The organism is Streptomyces sp. NPDC059248, assembly GCF_042753905.1.
Lineage (GTDB): Bacteria > Actinomycetota > Actinomycetes > Streptomycetales > Streptomycetaceae > Streptomyces.
In genome coordinates this window covers 1-15,413 of the sequence record NZ_JBHYZV010000045.1, presented here as the reverse complement: position 1 = coordinate 15,413, position 15,413 = coordinate 1, and the positions used below count along the sequence as shown (strand labels likewise).

Annotated in this window: 11 protein-coding genes; 6 read left to right on the top strand and 5 right to left on the bottom strand. The window is 73.0% G+C overall.

All coding sequences use genetic code 11. The features are described 5' to 3' along the window. Positions 1-27: 27 nt before the first annotated feature. Together ACFXG1_RS20210 and ACFXG1_RS20205 are read right to left on the bottom strand one after the other, a co-directional pair. On the bottom strand, positions 28-2,337 hold the full coding sequence (locus ACFXG1_RS20210) for a tetratricopeptide repeat protein (RefSeq protein ID WP_384743904.1): 2,310 nt from the start codon (positions 2,335-2,337) through the stop codon (positions 28-30). Continuing rightward, positions 2,334-4,037 carry a serine protease gene (locus tag ACFXG1_RS20205; protein ID WP_384716696.1) on the bottom strand — a complete coding sequence of 568 codons (1,704 nt, stop codon included), beginning with the start codon at positions 4,035-4,037 and terminating at the stop codon, positions 2,334-2,336. Before ACFXG1_RS20205 ends, ACFXG1_RS20210 begins: the two co-directional genes overlap by 4 nt. A gap of 76 nt (positions 4,038-4,113) precedes the next feature. Here ACFXG1_RS20205 and ACFXG1_RS20200 point away from each other — a divergent pair, with 76 nt between their 5' ends. Next, entirely contained in the window at positions 4,114-4,434 is a 321-nt protein-coding gene (locus tag ACFXG1_RS20200; protein WP_384716693.1) for a trypco2 family protein, read from the top strand. 74 nt (positions 4,435-4,508) lie between these two features. Here the strand turns inward: ACFXG1_RS20200 and ACFXG1_RS20195 are convergent, their stop codons facing one another. Then, positions 4,509-4,931: a secondary thiamine-phosphate synthase enzyme YjbQ gene (locus ACFXG1_RS20195; RefSeq protein ID WP_384716690.1), complete on the bottom strand. Its 423-nt coding sequence runs from the start codon at positions 4,929-4,931 to the stop codon at positions 4,509-4,511. Positions 4,932-4,999: 68 nt separating this feature from the next. Between ACFXG1_RS20195 and ACFXG1_RS20190 the strand changes: the two genes are divergently transcribed. After that, on the top strand, positions 5,000-6,082 hold the full coding sequence (locus ACFXG1_RS20190) for an NAD(P)-binding domain-containing protein (protein ID WP_384743901.1): 1,083 nt from the start codon (positions 5,000-5,002) through the stop codon (positions 6,080-6,082). On the opposite strand, the gene mltG is transcribed toward ACFXG1_RS20190, so the two are convergent. Together mltG and ACFXG1_RS20180 are read right to left on the bottom strand one after the other, a co-directional pair. Next, positions 6,079-6,906: an endolytic transglycosylase MltG gene (gene mltG, locus ACFXG1_RS20185; protein WP_384716702.1), complete on the bottom strand. Its 828-nt coding sequence runs from the start codon at positions 6,904-6,906 to the stop codon at positions 6,079-6,081. The two genes, ACFXG1_RS20190 and mltG, sit on opposite strands and share 4 nt — an antisense overlap. Before the next feature lie 69 nt (positions 6,907-6,975). Continuing rightward, positions 6,976-8,820 carry an ABC transporter ATP-binding protein gene (locus ACFXG1_RS20180; protein WP_384743899.1) on the bottom strand — a complete coding sequence of 615 codons (1,845 nt, stop codon included), beginning with the start codon at positions 8,818-8,820 and terminating at the stop codon, positions 6,976-6,978. A 135-nt stretch (positions 8,821-8,955) separates the two neighbouring features. Here ACFXG1_RS20180 and ACFXG1_RS20175 point away from each other — a divergent pair, with 135 nt between their 5' ends. From ACFXG1_RS20175 to ACFXG1_RS20160, 4 genes are all read left to right on the top strand, one after another. Beyond that, positions 8,956-9,402 carry a MarR family winged helix-turn-helix transcriptional regulator gene (locus ACFXG1_RS20175; RefSeq protein ID WP_384743897.1) on the top strand — a complete coding sequence of 149 codons (447 nt, stop codon included), beginning with the start codon at positions 8,956-8,958 and terminating at the stop codon, positions 9,400-9,402. A gap of 371 nt (positions 9,403-9,773) precedes the next feature. Then, positions 9,774-11,282 carry a Gfo/Idh/MocA family protein gene (locus ACFXG1_RS20170; protein ID WP_384743895.1) on the top strand — a complete coding sequence of 503 codons (1,509 nt, stop codon included), beginning with the start codon at positions 9,774-9,776 and terminating at the stop codon, positions 11,280-11,282. A 182-nt stretch (positions 11,283-11,464) separates the two neighbouring features. Continuing rightward, on the top strand, positions 11,465-13,315 hold the full coding sequence (locus ACFXG1_RS20165; RefSeq protein ID WP_384743893.1) for an ABC transporter transmembrane domain-containing protein: 1,851 nt from the start codon (positions 11,465-11,467) through the stop codon (positions 13,313-13,315). Positions 13,316-13,436: 121 nt separating this feature from the next. Beyond that, entirely contained in the window at positions 13,437-15,218 is a 1,782-nt protein-coding gene (locus ACFXG1_RS20160; RefSeq protein ID WP_384743939.1) for an ABC transporter ATP-binding protein, read from the top strand. Positions 15,219-15,413: the final 195 nt, after the last annotated feature.

Genomic DNA, 15,413 nt, shown 5'->3' with positions numbered 1-15,413 from the left:
GTACTCCTCGCCCTCGTCGTCGCTTCCTCAGGCGGTACGCCGCCATCCGCGCAGCAGGTCCCGGAACCCGGGGGGCGCGGGGAGCACCGCGTACGCCCGGTCCAGCAGATCGCCGCGCTCACCGACGCTGCCCGCCTGGTCCGCGAGCCGCTTCAGCGACCGGGACAGCAGGGCGGCCAAGGCCTCCGGGGTGTCCTCGGGCCCGAACAGGTCACCGGCGGGGAAGCCGGTCCCCCAGCCGGCGCGCGGACGGCAGGCGAGCGCGTGCTCCCGCACCTCGGTGGCCAGCCGGTCCCAGGACCCGCCGCCGTCCAGGTAAAGACCGGCCAGCCGCTCGGCCGCCAGGCCCAACTCGGCGGGCCCCGGCCCGGCCCCACCCGGCAGCCGGCCGACCAGCGTCCGGACCGCGGCGACGCGCGCGGCGTCGTAGTGCCGTGAGGTCGTCGGCACCTCGTCGAGCACGGCGACGGCCCTGTCCCGCTCGTCCCGGCGCAGATGGACGCGGGCCAGTCCGAAGGCGGCGCTGCCCTGGGCGGGGTCCCGCCGCCGGACGGCCTCGTAGTACTCCGTGGCACGTCGCCCGCGGTCCTGTTCGCCGGCGAGCTGTGCCGAGTCCCGGTACTCCGCGCAGTACCCGAGGGCCAGCTTCGGCGCGGCCTCGCCCGGGAGCGCGTGGTAGGCGGCCATGAACTCGGCCTCCGCCTCGTACACCTCATCGCGCATCAGAAGGACCAGGCCCTGGTGCCAGGAGATCCGCCAGTCGTAGTCGCCGCTCCATCCCTTCGCCGTCCTCACCCACGCGTGGGCCCGGTCCGCCTCATCGGCTTCCAGATACGCGCGGCACAGCCACAGCGCGGCCTCCACGGTGCGCAGCCTAGGGTCCTGGCGCGCCTGCTCGGCGATGCGGTCCGGACTGTCGGCGGCGAGTCCGCCGAGCAGCACGGCGGCACCGTCCCCGGCGTCGGGGATCGGGACCGGCAGGGCCAGGGCCGTCTCCCGGGGCTCCGGAGCCCCGACGGGCAACTCCGGTGCCTCGGCCGCGGAGCGGCGCGTCCAGTACTCCAGCTCCGGGACCGTGCCGAGATCGGCGCCGAAGACCGCCGCGGTCGGCTCGAACCGGGTGGAGCGCTCCGGGTACGGCTCGTGCCCGGCGAGCGCCTGATGCTCGCGCAGCACCTCCCACAGCTGGCGGGACATCTCGGCCGCCGAGCCGAACCGGGCGGCCGGGTCCGGGTGGGTGGCGCGGCGGATCAGCACGTCGAACGAGCGGGCGGCGAGCCCGACGGGCTCCGCGGCACGGGCGGCGAGGGACTTCAGGGTCCGGCCGACGGTGAACAGGTCGCTGTCGATGTGGAAGCCGCGCTTGTCGAGTTCCGACCTGCCGGGCGGGAAGCCGTGCGTGTAGGTCAGGGCGGAGGTCCGGTCGCCGATCGGTCGAATGGCCCCGAGGTCGATGACCTTGATCCGCCGCCCGTAGTGGATGACGTTCTCGGGCTTCATGTCGCAGTACAGCAGACCCTGGTCGTGCAAGTACTCCAGGGCGCCGAGGATCATGCAGCCGTAGGTGATCACATGCCCGAACTCCAGTGGGCCGCCGAGCAGCCGGGTCAGCTCCTCGTCCGGGGCGAACCGGATCCAGGCGAGCGAGCGGCCGCCGACGTACTCCATCACGATGTAGCCGGTGGGTTCCGGGTCTCCGGCTGCCCGGTGCTGTACATGAGTGATGATGCGGACGATGTCCGGGTGGCGGAGCGTGGTGAGTGAGCGGCGCTCCTCGACGGCCGCGCGCCGGGCCATGGCGTCACCGGTGTTGATCAGCCCTTTGAGGACGACGTGCAGATCCGGCACCCGGGTGTCCTCGGCCAGGTAGATCCAGCCGTGGCCGCCCGCGGCGAGATAGCCGAGCACCTTGTAGTGGCCGCCGACCACGTCGCCGGGGCGCAGTTTCGGCCTGAACGAGTACTCCGTACCGCATTCCGGGCAGAACCCGTGGTCGGGGAGCGGGTCGCCGCCGTACGAAACCCCGATGGTGCCGAGGCAGTTGTCCACACCGCAGCGCCGGCCGCCGGTGGGCGGCTGGGCGGTGGTGTCGGCGGCCTCCGAGGGGTCGGGGGAGGGGAGATACGGCAGGACCGGCAGACCGTCGCGGTCCAGCTCTCCGGCGGCCGGGCCGGAAGGGCGGCGTGGGGGATCGGGCTGCTCGGCTTCGGGCTGTTCCGGCGCCGGGGCCGGCGGGGCCTCGGTGGCGGCGGGGCGGCGGAAGCAGGTGTCGCAGAAGCCGGTCACCATGATGTGGCCGCTCCGGCAGCCGGGTCTGACACATGCCGCGGGGGTCATGACGGCGGACCCCCGAGGTGGCTGCGCCGCTGCCCGTCGCGGTCGTCGACCTCGCGTGTGTAGGCGTCCACCGCCGCCTCGGCCGCGCGCACGTCGCAGGGTCTGGCCTGGAGCAGGGCGTGCGCCCTGAGATAGAGAGCGTCCACCGCCGGGTCCTCCTCGCCCTGGGCGGAGTGCTGGTGCAGAACGTGGTAGCCGCGCAGACGTCCGCCCAGTTCGTCGCGCCGGTCGCGGAGCCGGTCGAGGCGGTCGATGTCTCCGGCCAGCCGGGCGGCAACCGACTCGGCCAGCCGCTCGTAGCGGACCCGATCCGGGCCCCGGCCCGGGTCGTCCTGCGCGCGGGTGAGGTCGGCGAGGGCGGCGTGGGCGGCCACCAGGTCCGAGTCCATGGGCCGGATGCCGTCGGATACCACAGCGGCCCGGAGGTCGTGGAGGGATCCGGCGAGTGGCCCGGTGATCTCCCTCAGCCGCTCGACGAGCTGTGCCCGGCGCTCGCGTGCGGGCCTGATCAGCAGCTCGTCGCGGGCACGGCGGTGCAGAGCGCCGGCCGTGCGGAAGACGAGCAGCAGCCTGCTGCCCCCGGCGCGCAGCACTTCCAGCAGATCGAGGAGGGCGGGGGGATCCACGGCCTCGTCGACGCCGACGACGACGAGGCTGAGGGTGGCCTTGGCGTCTCGGATCCCCTCGGTGGCCGAATCCGCCGAGTGCTGCCGGAGTCCCATCCGCTCGGAGATCCGCCCGGCGATCTCGGCGCAGGAGAGCCCGTCGGCGTCCACGGCCAGATCGTGGCCGCCGGCCGAGGGGATCGTGCTCGGTGGATCGAGCGAGGCGCGATGGACGGACGCGGGGGTGCGCAACTCCCGGTCGGCGAGGGTGATGGCACGGCGCAGCGTGGCGGCCCGGGCGCTGTCGCCGCGCCGGACGACGCTCACCTTCACCTGCTGTCCGTCGTCCCGCAACCAGGCGGCGAGGCGGTGGGCGAACGGTTCGTCGAGCAGGGTGTCGGATGCGTCGTCGCCGGTGGATCTGAGCCGGTCGTCGACGGCGGTCCGGCCCACCGTGAACTGGTGGACGTGGTGCAGATGCCGGACGATGGTCTCGGCCGGGGTCATGAAGGAGAACAGGTTCCCGTGTGCGTCCTTCTGCCCGGTCAGCACCATGCCGAAGACCTCGCCGGTCAGGCTGTCGGCGACGCCCGCGCCGCTGCATCCGGGGCCGGCCAGCTCACCGGGGCTGGCCGGGATGAGCTGCACCTGCCCGTCGCGTCCGCAGCCGCCGGCGACGGTGGCCCGGAACCAGATGCCGCCGTTGTGGTCCTCGGGGAAGCCGTACATCCGCACATCACGGTTGGACGCGGACAACCGGTGGAGCCGTACCGCTTCTTCGGCGGGTCTGGGCCGTTCCAACCTCAGCAGTGCGACATCCCCGCTGGGGTCGCCGTCGGCGTCCTGGGTCTCCGGCACATAGGCGTCCCCGTCCACCCAGGCCGCCGTGGCGGGGACGCTGTGACCGGTGGCGCCGACGAACTCCGCGGTGATCCGTCCCGCCGCCGCGTCCACCACATGAGCACAGGTGAGGACGCGGTCGGGGCTCAGCAGAATGCCGGCCCCCACGATGTGCCCGTCCGCTCCCCGGATCCGCGCCGCCCAGCCGGGCGTCTCCATCGACGAAGCGGCCCGGACTCCCCCGCCAGCAGCCATATCGAAACTATACGGGCGCCTGCTCCTGTCGCATACTGACGAGACCGAGGATCAACATGCCTACTGTGGAGGCGAGTTGTCGAACGAATCGGAGTCCGTGGGGCTGGCCGAGGTGATCCGCCGGATCCGCAGCGAGCTGGAGGAGGCCCGCACGGAGGCCCAGGGCAGGGACGTCGGTTTCACCGTGGAGAACGTGAACCTCACCCTGACCTTCCAGGTCCACCGCTCCGGAACCGGCCGCGGCGGTCTCAACATCGGCGTGGTGACCGCTGAATTCGGCGGCGCGGTGGACCGCCAGACGACGCATCAGATCCAAGTCGACCTGAAGCCGGAGCTGCCCTCCGGCGAGCGCGTGAAGGTCAGCCGGACCAGGGGGGCGCGCGGTGCGGACGGCTGAGGCTTCCGGGTAAGCGGCAGCCGAGCCGGGGCCGCATGCCGGGTGCCGGACGGCCGACCCCAGGATGATGTTGATCAGCCGAGGAAGCTGAGCCGCACCCGGCGGCTGACGTTGTCGACGTTCGTGTCGACCAGGCAGACCGACTGCCAGGTGCCGAGTTCCAGTCTGCCGCCGAGGACCGGCAGGGTGGCGTGGGGCGGGACGATGGCCGGGAGGACGTGGTCGCGGCCGTGGCCCGGGGTGCCGTGGCGATGGCGCCAGCGGTCGTCGGCCGGGAGGAGGGTGCGGAGGGCGGCGAGGAGGTCGTCGTCGCTGCCGGAGCCCGTCTCAATGACGGCGATGCCGGCGGTGGCGTGGGGGACGAAGACGTTGAGGAGGCCGTCGCGGCCGGCGGCGGCCTCGTCGAGGAAGCGCTCGCAGGCGCGGGTGAGGTCGGTGACCGACTCCCGGGAGCCGGTGGTGAGGTCGAGTGTCGTGGTGGTGAAGGGTGTCGGCATGGGTCCATCTTGCCGACTTCCGGGTGCGGGGCGGGAAGAAGGGCACGCACCCCAGAGTTAGTAGAAACATGAACGACTCAGGGGTGCGGGACGTGGACGTGGTGGTCGTCGGCGCCGGGCAGGCGGGGCTGTCCGGCGCGTACCACCTGCGGCGGATCGGGCTGGTGCCCGACCGGGACTTCGTGGTGCTCGACCACTCCCCCGGCCCGGGTGGGGCGTGGCAGTTCCGGTGGCCGAGCCTCACCTACGGCAGGGTGCACGGGATGCACGCGCTGCCGGGGATGGAGCTGACCGGGGCCGATGCGGCACGGCCGTCGGCCGAGGTGATCAGCGGGTATTTCAGGGAGTACGAGGAGCGGTTCGGGCTGCGGGTCCGGCGGCCGGTGGATGTGACGGCCGTACGGAACGGGGCGGGCGGCCGGCTCGTGGTGGAGACCTCGGCGGGCCACTGGTCGGCGCGGGCGCTGATCAACGCCACCGGGACCTGGGACCGGCCGTTCTGGCCGCGGTATCCCGGGCAGGAGACGTTTCTCGGGCGCCAGCTGCACACGGCCGGGTTCCGGGGTCCCGAGGAGTTCGCCGGGCGGCGGGTGGTCGTGGTGGGCGGCGGGGCGTCCGGGACCCAGCATCTGATGGAGCTGGCGGAGTACGCGGCGGAGACGACCTGGGTGACCCGGCGGGCGCCGGTCTTCGTCGACGGGCCCTTCGACGAGAACGTGGGCCGGGAGGTGGTGGCCCGGGTGGAGGAGCGGGTACGGAACGGGCTGCCGCCGCGGAGCGTCGTCTCGGTGACCGGGCTGCCGCTGAACGACGCCGTACGGGCGGCCAGGGCGGCGGGGGTGCTCGACCGGCTGCCGATGTTCGACCGGATCACCCCCACCGGGGTGGAGTGGGACGACGGCCGGGCCGTCGCGGCCGATGTGATCCTCTGGGCGACCGGGTTCCGCGCCGCGCTGGAGCATCTGGCCCCGCTGAGGCTGCGGGAAGCGGGCGGCGGGGTGCGGATGGACGGCACCCGGTCGGTGCGCGACGAGCGGGTCCATCTGATCGGGTACGGCCCCTCCGCGTCGACGATCGGCGCCAACCGGGCGGGGCGTGCGGCCGTACGGGAGATCCGGGAGCTGCTGGAGCGGGCGCCGGCCCTCGTCTAGAGGGTGCTCGCACGACGGGCGTTGAAGTCCGCCACATGGCGCAGGTGTTCGGTGTAGGTCGTACTGAAGCGGGTGTCCCCCGGTGTCACGGTGACGAAGAACAGCCACTCCCCCGGCGGCGGGTCGATCGCGGCCCGCAGCGCCTGGTCCCCGGGGTTGTCGATGGGGGTGGGCGGCAGTCCTTTGCGGGCGTAGCTGTTGTAGGGGCTGTCGATCCGGGTGTCGGCGACGGTGGTGTCGATCGTGGACCGCCGCAGGGCGTAGTTCAGGGTGGAGTCCATCTGGAGCGGCATACCGCGGGCCAGCCGGTTGCGGATGACCCGGGCCACCTTTCCCATGTCCTCGGCGGTGGCGGCCTCGGCCTGCACGATGCTGGCGACGCCGACCGTCTCGTAGACGCTCATCCCGCCCCGGCGCGCTCCGGCCGTGATCGGGTCGGCCGTGAAGCGCCGGTTGGCGGTGTCGACCATCCGGGCGAGCAGTCCGGCGGGGGTGGTGGTGGCGTCGACGGGATAGGTGGCCGGGAAGAGGTAGCCCTCGGGGTTGCCCCGGGCCTCGGGCGGAAGGTGCCGGGCGGCCGTGGCGGCGGCGCGGCGGGCGGTGCCCGGCGGTTCGCCGAGGGCCCGGTCCACGGCCTCGTACACCTGGGCCGCTCGCCAGCCCTCGGGAACGACCAGGGTGGCGGCGCCGGCCAGTTCCGTATGGAGCAATGACGGTACGAGCACGGCGCCGGCGAGCACGAGACCGGCGGCGGCAACACTCAGGGCGGCTCTGCCGCGGCGGGTCGGCCTCGGACGGCGCCCGCAGGGGCGGCGTGTGGTGATCACCCGGCCACATTAGCCGGATTGATCATATTTTCATGATATATGCGCCATATGGCTCACTCCGGGGGATCACACCGCGGCGGAGACCGTCGGGTCGGTGTCCCGGCGGATCAGCTCGGCGTAGCGCCCGTCCCTGGCCAGCAGTTCGTCATGGGTGCCGCGTTCGGCTATCCGGCCGCCGTCGAGCACGACGATCTCGTCGGCTCCCCGGACGGTCGACAGACGGTGGGCGATGGTGATGGTGGTACGGCCCGCCGACAGGGCGTCGATCGCCCGCTGGACCGCCTCTTCGGTACGGGTGTCGAGGGCACTGGTCGCCTCGTCGAGGATGAGCACGGGGGGATCGCGCAGGATGGTCCTGGCGATGGCCAGACGTTGTTTCTCACCGCCCGAGAAGCGGTAGCCGCGCTCGCCGACGAGGGTGTCGTAGCCGTCCGGGAGGGCGGCGATGTGGTCGTGGATCTGGGCGGCCCTCGCCGCGGCCTCGATCTCGGCGTCGGTGGCGTCGGGCTTGGCGAAGCGCAGGTTCTCGGCGACGGAGGCGTGGAAGAGATACGCCTCCTGGGAGACCACGCCGACGGCGCGGGCGAGGCTGTCGAAGTCGAGGTCGCGGACGTCGATCCCGTCGAGGGTGACCCGGCCGCCCGTGACGTCGTACAGCCGGGGCACGAGATAGCCGAGGGTGGACTTCCCGGAGCCGGTCGGGCCCACGACGGCCAGGCTGCCACCCGCGGGGAGGGTGATGTCGACGCCGTCGAGGGTGGGGGCGCTCTGCCGCGGGTCGTAGCCGAAGTCCACGCGCTCGAAGCGGACGTCGCCGCGGATCTTCGCCGGCCGGACCGGCTCGTCGGGCTCGTCGATGTCCACGGGCAGATCGAGGTATTCGAAGATGCGCTGGAAGAGGGCGAGTGACGCCTGCATGTCCACGCCGGTGGAGAGCAGGCTCACGGCGGGCCGGAACAGGCCCTGTTGAAGAGAGACGAAGGCCACCAGGGTGCCGATGGAGATGGCGGCGCCCCCGGCCAGGGCGAGCCCGGCGGTCCAGTAGATGACGGCGGGCATGGCGGCCATGACGATGCCGATCGTGGACATCCGCCACCGCCCGGCCATGCTGGAGCGGACCTCCAGATCGACCAGCCGTTCGGACTCGTCGGCAAAGGAGCGGGTGAGCGAGTCGGCGCGGCCCATCGTGCGGCCGAGGAGGATTCCGCCGACCGAGAGGGACTCCGTCACCGTGGCCGCCATCGCCGCCAGCTGCTTCTGCCGCTGGGATGTGATCCGTTTCCGCTCGCGGCCGACCCGGCGGCTGATCCAGACGAACACCGGCAGCAGGAGCAGCGACACCACCGTGAGCCGCCAGTCGAGGGCGAGCATGGCGACCACCGTGGCGACCACGGCCGTGACGTTGGAGACCAGGGACGTGGCGGTGGAGGTGACCGTGGCCTGCATCCCGCCGATGTCGTTCGCGATCCGGGACTGCACCTCGCCCGTCCGCGTCCGGGTGAAGAACGCCAGCGGCATCCGCTGGAGCCGGGCGTAGACCGCGGTCCTCAGATCGTGCATGACCCGCTGGCCGACCGTGGTCGAGATCAGGGTCTGGAGCACACCGAGGACGCTGGTGAGCACGGCGGCGGCGATCATGCCGAGGGCGAGCAGGCCGAGCAGGCCGGTCCGCCCCTGCGGGATCGCGGTGTCGATGACCGCCTTCAGCAGGAACGGGGAGGCGACGGAGACGAGGGACGACGCCGCGACGAGGAGCCCGACGAGGGCCAGACGGCTCCGGTAGGGGCGGAAGAGCCGGACGATCCGCCGCACCTGGGCGGGCGGCTGCTCCGGCGCGTGGTCCGGGTCCGGACCCGGAGCCGGATCCCGGGGGTTCCGGATGATCCGTTCGGGGTGCGTGTCGAGGTGCATGGTCTCCTTCCGCGGCCGGGCTCGGGCCGTATCCCGCCCCGTACCCGTCCTGCCCACGTCCGGCACGACGATATGAAGAGCGTAGTGCATAGTTACCTATGTACACAATGAATATGGTCCTGATATCATTCCCGTATGACCACACCCGAGCCCGACGGCGTGCTGGCCGAGCAGTTGCTCCGGCTCACCCGGCGGATCCACCGCAGCCAGCAGCGCAGGCTGGAGGCCGCCGGGGTCGTGATCACCCCCGCCCAGTCGCGTCTGCTGCGCACCCTGGCGCACGACGAGCGCGCGCCGCGGATGGCGGATCTGGCCGCCCGGCTCGAAGTGGTGCCCCGCGCGGTGACGAGCCTGGTCGACGGCCTGGAGGCGGCCGGCCGGGTCCGGCGCGCCCCCGACCCCGACAACCGCAGGGTCATACGGATCGAGCTGACCGACACCGGCCGCGCCACCCTCAAGGCCCTCCGGGGGGCCCGTCGCGCCGCCGCCGAGGACATCCTGGAGCCGCTGACGACGGAGCAGCGCGCCGAGTTCGGGACCCTGCTCTCCACCCTGGTGGACGGGCCGGGCCGACCCTGCTGACCGGACCGGTGGTCGCGCCGGGGCGGTGATCCGGGCGCCGGGCGCACTCCGGCACCCGGCGGGGCCCCGCCGGTCGACCGCCGCCGGGAGCCACGGAGACAGCGGCTTATCGGTGCCGACGCGCACCATTGCGCCCGCGCCCCGTCCGGAGCATGCTCCCCCGAGGGCTCACCGCACCCGGGCGCCGTGCACCGCCGATCCCCGTACGGAAACCGGGAGTCACGGAACCACGCACCCCCGCGGCACCCCGGCTCGGCGACCACTCACCCGCCTCAGAGGCCCTCTTGCGCGTCAGTGGCCCCGACCGACATCGTGCTGACCCAGGTTCAGCACCAGCAGCGCACCATCAGCTCCCCTTTTCTGGAGGCTCGATGAACGACGCAGCCACACCGGACCACGGCGCCGGGACCCCCGGCGGGGACAACGATGTCTCATCCACCCCCGACTCCACACCCGACTCCGCACCCGACGGTACGGGCTCCCCCACCCGCCGGACCGTCCTGCGGACCTCGGCGGGCGTCGCCGGGGCCGGGGTCGCCCTCGGCGCGCTCGGCGCCTCCTCCGCGACGGCCGCGACCGATCGGATACGCCCCCCGGAGGCGGCCGGGATCGAGCGGCCCGCTCCTCCGCGCCAGGGCCGGACCATGGCCGGGGTGCCCTTCCAGCGCCGCGGCACGGTCCGGCTCGGGATCATCGGCCTCGGCAACCGCGGCGACAGCATGCTCGGGCTCTTCCTCGCCCTCCCCGGGGTCCGCGTGGTCGCCCTGTGCGATCCGGTGCGGACGAAGACCGAGCGGTCCGCCGCCAGGGTCGTCGCGGCAGGACAGCCGTCCCCCGCCCTCTACACCAACGGCGAGGACGACTACCTCCGGCTGTGCGAACGGGGCGATCTCGACCTCGTCTACGTCGCCACGCCCTGGGAGACCCACTTCGCCATGGCCAAGGCGGCCCTCCTCGGGGGCAAGCACGTCGGGGTGGAGTGTCCCGTCGCCATGGAGCTCGACGAACTGTGGGGCCTGGTCGACCTCTCCGAACGCACCCGCCGCCACTGTATGCAGCTGGAGAACTGCTGTTACGGCAGGAACGAGATGCGGATCCTGAGAATGGCGCACGCCGGACGGTTCGGCGAGCTGCTGCACGGCGCGGGCGCGTACAACCACGATCTGCGCGACCTGATGTTCGATCCGGACTACTACGAGGGCCCCTGGCGGCGGCTCTGGCACACCCGGCTCCGCGGCGACCTCTATCCGAACCACGGCTTCGGCCCGGTCGCCAACTACATGGACGTCAACCGGGGCGACCGGGCGGTGTCCATCGCCAGCTTCGGCACCCCCGCGCTCGGGCTCGCCGAGTACCGGGAAGCCCATATGCCGCCGGGCGACCCCAGTTTCAAGGAGAGCTATGTCTCGGCCGACCGCACGATCAGCATGGTGCGGACGGCCAAGGGGCGGCTGATCCGACTGGAGCACGATGTGTCCACCCCGCATCCGTACAGCCGGATCAACAGTCTCGGCGGCACCAAGGGCGTCTTCGAGGACTATCCGGCGCGGATCTATCTGGAGCCCGACCACAGCAACCACCAGTGGGGCGACTTCGCCCGGTACGCCGACTGGGACCACTGGCTCTGGAAGGAGCACGCCAATCCGCCCGGCGGTCACGGCGGGATGGACTACATCATGCTCTTCCGGCTGATCCAGACGATGCGGCTCGGGCTGGTGCCCGACTTCGACGTGTACGACGCGGCGGTCTGGACGGCGCCGGTACCGCTGAGCCATCAGTCGATCAAGGCCCAGGGCGCGCCGCTGAAGATCCCGGACTTCACCCGTGGCGAGTGGCGCCGGAGCCGTCCAGGTGTGGATTCGGCCAAACCTGGAGAGTGAGGCGGAGACTCCGCTTCGAACCCGAGTACGGCCGATGCCGTACGGGGAGCGGGCGCCGGGCACGGCTCCGCTCCCCTCCTTGCTTACAGGCGTGTGAAGCGCCCGAAAACCGATTGCGCGAACGGGTCGATCCGGGTGAACCTTGCACGGTTTGCACCACCCTCGACCCGTGCTGGGACCCCATGCAGATCAAGAATCTTCCCTACAGAGATCCCGGTAAACCCGATGTGCGCTCGGGTGCGCGATTTCTGGCCTGGCTCTTCCGGAATCAGCTCGGCGGCCAGGCCAGAGCTCTGGGCTGGGGCCTGCTGAACCAGCTCTCCATCGCCGGACTGGCCGTGGCCACCGGTATCGCCGTCCAGGCCGTGGTGGACCGGGACGGCACCCGGCTCGCCTGGGCGGGCGGGCTGCTGGCCGTCCTCGGCGTCGCGATCGGGCTCGGCGAGACCATGCTGCACCGCGCCACGGTCACGAACTGGATCACCGCCGCCGCCCGGGTCCAGCAGCTGCTGGCCCGTAAGACCGCCGAGCTGGGCTCGGTACTGACCCGCCGGGTCGCGGCCGGCGAGGTGGTCGCGGTCTCCGGGGGCGACGTGGAAAAGATCGGCTGGTTCGTCGAGGCGTTCTCCCGCTTCCTCGCGGCGGCCACCACGGTGCTCATCGTCAGCGGGGCCCTGGTGATCTACCAGCCCGCACTCGGCGTCGTGGTCGCGATCGGCTTCCCGCTGGTCGCCCTCGCGGTGCTGCCGCTGCTGCCGCACGCGTCGCGCCGTGCCGACGTCCAGCGCGACAAGGCCGGCTACGCGACCGAACTCGCCGCCGACACCGTCGCGGGACTGCGCGTCCTGCGCGGCATCGGCGGTGAGGAGCTGTTCCTCGACCGCTACCGGTCGGCGTCCCAGGAGGTGCGCAAGGCCGCGGTCCGCGCGGCCCGCACCTGGTCCCTGATCTCCGCGCTCCAGACCCTGGTGCCGGGCGCGCTGATGCTGACCGTGGTGGTCTACGGCGCGCATCTGGCGCTCGACGGGCGGATCACGGTCGGCGAGCTGGTCACCGTCTACAGCGCCGTACTGCTGGCCCAGCACCCGCTGCGGAACGTCGAGGAGATCGCCCTCGCCTACGCGTACTCGATGCCGTCCGCGAAGCGGGCGGCGCGGGTGCTGGCGCTGCGCCGGACGAGTACGACCACCGACCGCGAGCACGGACGCCCCACCGGCGACCTCTACGACCCGGTGACGGGCGTCCTGGCGCCCGAGGGCCTGCTGACCGCCGTGGTCTGCGGCGACCCGGACGCCGCCGGGACCCTGGCCGAACGGCTCGGCGGACATCCGGCCGCCGATGTGGTGAGCGCCGGGGCGAGCCCCGTCGGCACCGGCGCCGGGACGGCGGACGGCGAGCCCGCCGCCGCGGACGGTCCGCGGACGGACTCCGTCCTCCTCGGCGAGGTCCCGCTCGACGAACTGCCGCTGGACGAGGCGCGGGCGGCCGTCCTCGTCCAGGACAAGGAGCCGGTGCTGCTCTCCGGCACCCTGCGCGAGCTGATGGACGTCCCCTCGTCGGGGCGGGTCTCGGCCGCCGACGCGCTGGACGCGGCGCAGTGTGCCGACGTCCTCACCGCCCTGGGCCGGGCCTCGGGGCACTCCGGCGGCTCCGGGGACCCCATGGAGACCCCGATCACCGAGCGCGGCCGGTCGCTCTCCGGCGGCCAGCGCCAGCGTCTCGCCCTGGCCAGGTCCCTGGTGACCGACCCCGAGGTGCTGGTGCTCGACGAGCCGACGTCGGCCGTGGACTCCCACACCGAGGCCCGGATCGCGGCGGGCCTGCGGCGGCTGCGGGACGACCGGACGACGGTGGTCTTCGCCTCCTCCCCGCTGCTGCTCGATCTGGCGGACCGGGTGGTGCTGGTGGACGGCGAGAGCGTCGCCGCCGTGGGCACACACCGGGAGCTGCTGCGGTCCGAGCCGCGCTACCGGGCCGTCGTCACCCGTGAGACCGACCCCGGAGCGGACCGGGAGGCCGGTGTCCCGGCCTGACCGTCCCGACCGGCCTGCCGGCCGGGACGGCGAGAACCTGCGACGACCGCACGACGGACCGGTGGGCGGGACGACTCCACCGCCGGAACGCACCCCCTTTGAGACTTCAGGAGGAATGACCATGCTCCGGGTGAAGCCGCCGGATCTCGACCCCGCGGCCCCCGAGTCGGCGACGACGCTGCCGGTGGGCGGCGCGACGACCGTACGGGCCTATGCGCGGGAGCTGCTGCGGCGGCACCGCCGCGCCTTCACCGTGCTGATATCCGTCCAGGCGCTGGCGGTGATCGCCTCCATGGTGGGGCCGTATCTGCTGGGCTCCCTGGTCGAACGGCTCGACGACGGGGCGCGCGAGCTGCGGCTGGGGCCCACCGTCGCGGTGTTCGCGGCGGCGCTGGTGCTCCAGACGGTCTTCGTCAGGCTGGTGGCGCTGCGCGGGGTGATGCTCGGCGAGGAGATGCTGGCCGATCTGCGCGAGGACTTCCTCGTCCGGTCGGTACGGCTGCCCCCGGGGGTGCTGGAACGGGCCGGGACGGGTGATCTGCTGGCCCGGATCACCACCGATATCGACCGGCTCGCCAACGCCATGCGGGAGGCCGTGCCGCAGCTCGTCATCGGGGTGGTGTGGGCGACGCTGCTGATGGCCGGGCTCACGATCACGGCACCGCCGCTGGCGCTCGGCGTCGTGGTGGCGGCCCCGCTGCTGATCGTGGTCTGCCGCTGGTACTTCCGCCGGGCTCCGTCGGCCTACCGCTCGGAGGCGGCCGGCCTGGCGGGGGTGTCCGCCACGCTCGCCGAGACCGTCGACGCGGGCCGGACCGTCGAGGCGCACCGGCTGGGACACCGCCGGGTCGAACTGTCGGACCGGCGGATCAAGGAGTGGACGTCCTGGGAGCGGTACACCCTGTATCTGCGCTCGGTGTTCTTCCCGGCGATCAACGCCACCCACACCACCGTCCTCGGTGTGGTCGTGGTCGTCGGCGGGGTGTTCGTGCTCCAGGGCTGGCTCGACGTGGGCCAGCTGACCACCGGGGCGCTGCTGGCGCAGATGCTGGTGGAACCGGTCGGTCTGATCCTGCGCTGGTACGACGAACTCCAGGTGGCCCAGGTGTCGCTGGCCCGGCTGGTGGGTGTGCGGGAGATCGAGCCCGACGAGGGGGACGACGAACTGCGTCCCGAGGGCCGCGGCGTGCGCGCCGACGATGTGCGTTTCGGCTATGTCGACGGCGTGGACGTGCTGCACGACGTGACTCTGGCGGTGGAGCCGGGCAGCCGGGTGGCGCTCGTCGGCCCCTCGGGCGCCGGCAAGTCGACCCTGGGACGGCTGCTGGCCGGGATCTACGGCCCCCGGTCGGGGCGGGTCTCCCTCGGCGACGCCGAGCTGTCGCGGATGCCCGCCGAGCGGGTGCGTGAGCATGTGGCCCTGGTCAACCAGGAACACCATGTGTTCGTCGGCTCGTTGCGGGACAACTTGCTGCTCGCCAGGGCCGGGGCGGACGATCCCGAGCTGTGGGGAGCGCTGAGCGCCGTGGACGCCGACGGCTGGGCTCGGGCGCTGCCGGAGGCGCTGGACACGGAGGTCGGCTCCGGCGGTCTGGCACTGACCCCGGCGCAGGCGCAGCAGATCGCGCTGGCCCGGCTGGTGCTGGCCGATCCGCACACCCTGGTCCTCGACGAGGCGACGTCCCTGCTGGACCCGCGGGCGGCCCGGGAGCTGGAGCGGTCGCTGTCGCGGGTGCTGGAGGGCCGTACGGTCGTGGCGATAGCCCACCGGCTGCACACCGCGCACGACGCCGATGTGATCGCCGTCGTGGAGGAGGGCCGGATCACCGAGCTGGGTCATCACGACGACCTGGTCTCGGCCGGGGGGCCGTACTCGGCGCTGTGGCGGTCCTGGCACGGCTGACGGGCCGCTCGGGCCACCCGGGCGGCGCGTGCGGGCGCGGCCGGGTGGCCGTCCGGGGCCGTTCGCCGTCGCGCCCGCGCCTCCGGTGCCCTGCCTCATCGGGGCGGCGGGGCACGGAAAGCGCCCCGGCCGCCCCGGTCCGGCAGCCGCGGCAGGCCCGCGCCGGGCGCCGGAGCGGGCGCGGGCGCCGGCGGC